Origin of the sequence: Microcystis sp. M109S1, from assembly GCF_020247025.1 — a bacterium.
In the GTDB taxonomy this organism is placed as follows: Bacteria; Cyanobacteriota; Cyanobacteriia; order Cyanobacteriales; family Microcystaceae; genus Microcystis.
Map to the genome: position 1 here is coordinate 1 of NZ_JADBRW010000017.1, position 4,364 is coordinate 4,364.

Sequence of the window (4,364 nt, forward strand, 5' to 3'; positions counted from 1 at the left end):
CCTCAAAAAGTGCCGACCCTTGGAGTGATTGGGGGGAAAATTCCGGGACTTTTTCCCTGAAAATTAGGTAATTGACCACCTGAAAATGGGTAAAACCCCACACCCCAACCCCCAACCCCCAACCCCCAACCCCCAACCCCCACCGAAAAACTTTTTCAGCAAGCCCTTATTAATCCCTTAATAAGGGGGGTGCTGATAGGTTTCAGTTGGCATTAATGGGGTCTATTATAAACAAATTAATCAATATTATTTATAAAGTTTTCTTAACTTTTTTTGTATCAAATTTACTTGACCGGGAGCATTAAATACTTATGATTGAGTTTGTGTAAAACACTTTTGCAATTATGGTATTTTAGGATTGACGAGATCTAGCCAAGAATTTAGCTTAAGCCTATTCTTTTGGATATAAACTTAATTCTAGAAAAACTATTGGTAATCAGAAAATGCTAACTTCATCGCCTCCCAATCTCTCACAACTTGCCCTTTTATTTCTCAAAATCGGCATTATCGGTTTTGGTGGTCCGGCTGCCCATATCGCTTTAATGGAGGAAGAAGTGGTTAAGCGTCGCGGTTGGATGACTAAGGAGCGATTTCTCGATTTGGTGGGGGCAACTAATCTGATTCCCGGTCCTAATTCCACGGAAATGGCCATTCATATCGGTTATATTTTTGGTGGTTTAGCGGGTTTAATAATCACGGGGGTTTGTTTTATCACTCCTGCGGTGTTAATTACGGGTTTTCTAGCTTGGATTTATACTACCTACGGGACTTTACCCGATGTGGCCCCGATTTTTGCGGGGATTAAACCGGTAGTAATTGCGGTGATTTTTCAGGCACTCTGGCGCTTAGGCAAAAAGGCAATGAAAACCCGTCAATTACTCTTCATCGGATTGGGAGTTATCGGTTTATTAATCTTAGGTTTAAATGAAATTATCGCTTTACTTTTAGGCGGAATTATCGGGATGTTTATCCTAAAAAAATTCGCTACTTTCCCCCTGATTGTGGCAGGAATAGGCGGTGTGACGGCAGTTGCTACTCCTAGCAATATCCCACCGACATTAACAGGATTAGGGTTGTTTTTCCTCAAGGTGGGTAGTGTTTTATTTGGTAGTGGTTATGTGTTAGTTGCCTTTTTAGAAGGGGATTTAGTCCAGGGGAGAGGATGGTTAACTCAGCAACAATTATTAGATGCCATTGCTGTGGGTCAATTTACCCCTGGACCGGTGTTATCCACAGCCACTTTTATCGGTTATCAAATATTAGGAGTATCGGGGGCAATTGTGGCAACTCTAGCGATTTTCTTTCCTTCTTTTATCTTTGTTTTATTACTTAATCCCCTCATTCCTAAGCTGAGACAATCCGCTTGGGCGGGTGCTTTTTTAGATGCAATTAATGCCAGTGCCGTGGCTTTAATGGTGGCAGTAATTTTTAATTTAGCTCTAGCTACTTGGTTACAACCTTACGGGAATTTACCCTTTAATTTATTGGCTATCATTCTATCTCTTATCTCCGCTATTCTTTTACTACGTTTTCAAGTTAATTCTACTTGGTTAATTCTGGCTGGTGCGCTTATTGGTTTACTCTTAAAATAATTAGGTTAGCGGGAAATACTGCCCCAAACTAACCTATATTTTCCTTAAACTTTTGCCATTGATGTAGTTGCTTCTCTGAGCTTTTCTACCCAGTTATAAATCCGATTGCGGTCTAGTCGATAGCTGAGGGGATGGGCGATTAATCGAGCGCTACTAGCAAATAATTCGGCAATTTCTACTAAACCATTTTCGCGTAAAGTTCGACCAGTAGAAACTAGGTCAACTATCGCTTCTGACATACCCGTAATCGGGCCTAATTCTACGGAACCATAGAGAGGTATAATCTCGACGGGAATATCTAAACGACGAAAATAATCCTTAGCACAATTGACAAATTTTGAGGCAACTTTACCGTGATGGGGAATATCTAAGGGACTTTGATAGGGACTATCAGCAGGGACAGCTACCGACATCCGACAGTAACCAAATTTTAGGTCAATTAAATTAGCCACATCGGGAGATTTTTCCAATAAAACATCATAACCGGCGATGCCTAATTGTGCCTGACCGTATTCTACATAAACGGGGACATCTGTGGCTCTTACTAATAACGCTTTCGCTTGGTTAGTGGGGTCGGTAATCTGTAATTGGCGATTTTTTGAGTCAAGAAAGTCACTAAAATCTAAGCCAATTTTCTGAAATATTTGGATACTTTCGTTTAGTAAAGCACCCTTCGGTAAGGCAATTGTTAGCATAGAGGAAATTATGAATTGGGGTGTGGGGTGTGGGGTGTGGGGGAAGAACGTAGGTTGGGTTGAAGCATGAAACCCAACGTCTGCATGGGTTACGCTACTGCTAACCCATCCATAATTGTGCCTCCCTACTTATCTGATAACCGAGATTGCAGTCAGTTCTCTAATGACCACATCAGCTAATTGTAAATCTTGATGGTTTTCCAGTTGCCAACTAATTGCGATCGCTGCTGCTGATTTTGCCTGTTTAGCCATTTCCCAATCGGCCCTAGTGTCCCCCACCATCAGGGTTTTGTCCACTGCGGTTCCCAAAGCTTGACAGGTTTCTTGCAATAATAAGGGATCGGGTTTACTTAAACCTCGATCGCATCCCCGGGCAATTTTAATATAATTTAATAGGTCATTTTCCTTGACAAATTGCTCAACTCGTGCTGTGGTATCGGAGGAAAGAATCGCTAATTGTAAACCGGCCGCGTGCAGATAACGAATGACTTCTAAACAGTGGGGATAGAGGGGATTTAAGCGGGGGGGAACCTTTTCATCGGCCGCTTGGAAGGCCGCTTTTGCGATCGCCATGGCCGTTAACCAATCGAGGCCAGTGGAAGCAATACAACCGGCAGCGACGATATGATTATCTCTGCGGCTGCCCACTGCCATTAAACCAGCAGTATTGAGACTATTTGCCCCAATACCGAAAGTTTTAGTTAATAAAGACTCTAAACCCGGAATTCGCGATTCAATGGCTTGTACCCGGGCTATAGCTCGATCATACCAGAAAGCCCGCGAATCCTCTAGCGTACCGTCCTTATCAAAAACAATCCCTTGAATATCTCTAAATTCTCGATTACCACAGCGAATTATCGGCAAATAAACCTCCTTATTTTTATTGAATGTCAGCCATAATTTTAGCTGTCAGGAGACAGGATTCAGGAGACAGGAGATTATTTTTTATTTATTCTCCCCACTTCCCCACTTCCCCACTTTCCTATACCTTTTAAACAGGATTTAGTATTATTCCTCAAAAGCGGCTTTTTGCTGACGGACTAAATCGACACCGCGGGAAGTTCCCAGACGGGTGGCCCCGGCGCGGATAAGAGCGATCGCTTGTTCTAGGGTACGAATTCCGCCGGATGCTTTAATTCCTACCCGTCCTTTGCTAATTTCCTTGAGAAACTTCACATCGCTAACTGTTGCTCCTCCAAACCAGCCGGTACTGGTTTTTAGATAACTCACACCTGCATCCATGCAAATCTCCGCCGCTAAACGTTTCTCGGTGTCCGTCAGTTGCGAGGTTTCCAGAATCGCTTTTACCGTCTGGCCGGTTTCCTGACAAATACTAGCAATTTCTTGGAATAATTGCTCAGATTTCCCATCTTTTAGCCAACCGAGATTAATAACCACATCTAACTCCTTAGCACCATTATCGGCAGCTTCTAAAGCCTCATAACGTTTAACTGCGGAGGTAGTGGCCCCTGCGGGAAAACCAATCACGGTAGAAACTAAGGTTTTTTTGCCGTGGAGTAACTGCACCGCTTGCTTAACGGCAGCGGGATAAACGCAGACGGTGGGAAAACGATATTGTTCGGCCTGTTGACAGTAAGCCTCTAATTGTTCACTGGTGGCGGTGGGGATGAGGAGAGAATGGTCGATATATTGTGCTAAATCTAGATCAGAATCGGTGATAGCCATTATCTAAGCCTCAATATAGTCAATCGATCGCTATTTTCTCATTTTATGGAAGTCAAACACCGCGTGCATCTCATTTTTGTCAATCTACTAAGTTGAGATTTTTAAGGGGAAACTCTCGGCTAAAATTGGGCGTTACTTTCGATTTTATTACTCAATCGAAGCTTTTGGGGGGTAGAACCCCCCAAACCCAGGAGCGCATTAGTTTTTCGGTGGGATGCTTACAGGCAGTTGTTAATATTTGTGTACTAATTTAAGAGTCACTCGACCGAATCTAAAACCTAATTGGTTAAGCTAAAAGCTTTGATGTGCTTAGTTTCTAACCTTCTTTTTAGGTGGGAGAATTGCCAGATTCTTTCTTTTGCCTCTTGCATGAGTGACTCTTGCCTTGAGA

4 protein-coding genes are annotated in these 4,364 nt (G+C 42.8%); 1 reads left to right on the plus strand and 3 read right to left on the minus strand.

The features are described 5' to 3' along the window. The first annotated feature begins 443 nt into the window (after positions 1-443). Positions 444-1,592 (plus strand): chromate efflux transporter, encoded by a 1,149-nt coding sequence (gene chrA / locus IM322_RS00610; RefSeq protein WP_287673944.1) that lies wholly within the window; start codon positions 444-446, stop codon positions 1,590-1,592. Positions 1,593-1,636: 44 nt separating this feature from the next. Here the strand turns inward: chrA and hisG are convergent, their stop codons facing one another. The 3 genes from hisG to deoC form a co-directional block, all read right to left on the minus strand. Next, entirely contained in the window at positions 1,637-2,287 is a 651-nt protein-coding gene (gene hisG, locus IM322_RS00615) for an ATP phosphoribosyltransferase (protein ID WP_287673947.1), read from the minus strand. Between the two features lie 129 nt (positions 2,288-2,416). Next, positions 2,417-3,151 carry an HAD family hydrolase gene (locus IM322_RS00620; RefSeq protein WP_287673950.1) on the minus strand — a complete coding sequence of 245 codons (735 nt, stop codon included), beginning with the start codon at positions 3,149-3,151 and terminating at the stop codon, positions 2,417-2,419. A 144-nt stretch (positions 3,152-3,295) separates the two neighbouring features. Then, complete coding sequence (gene deoC, locus IM322_RS00625; protein WP_287673953.1) at positions 3,296-3,973, minus strand: deoxyribose-phosphate aldolase; 678 nt, start codon at positions 3,971-3,973, stop codon at positions 3,296-3,298. Between the last annotated feature and the right edge of the window lie 391 nt (positions 3,974-4,364).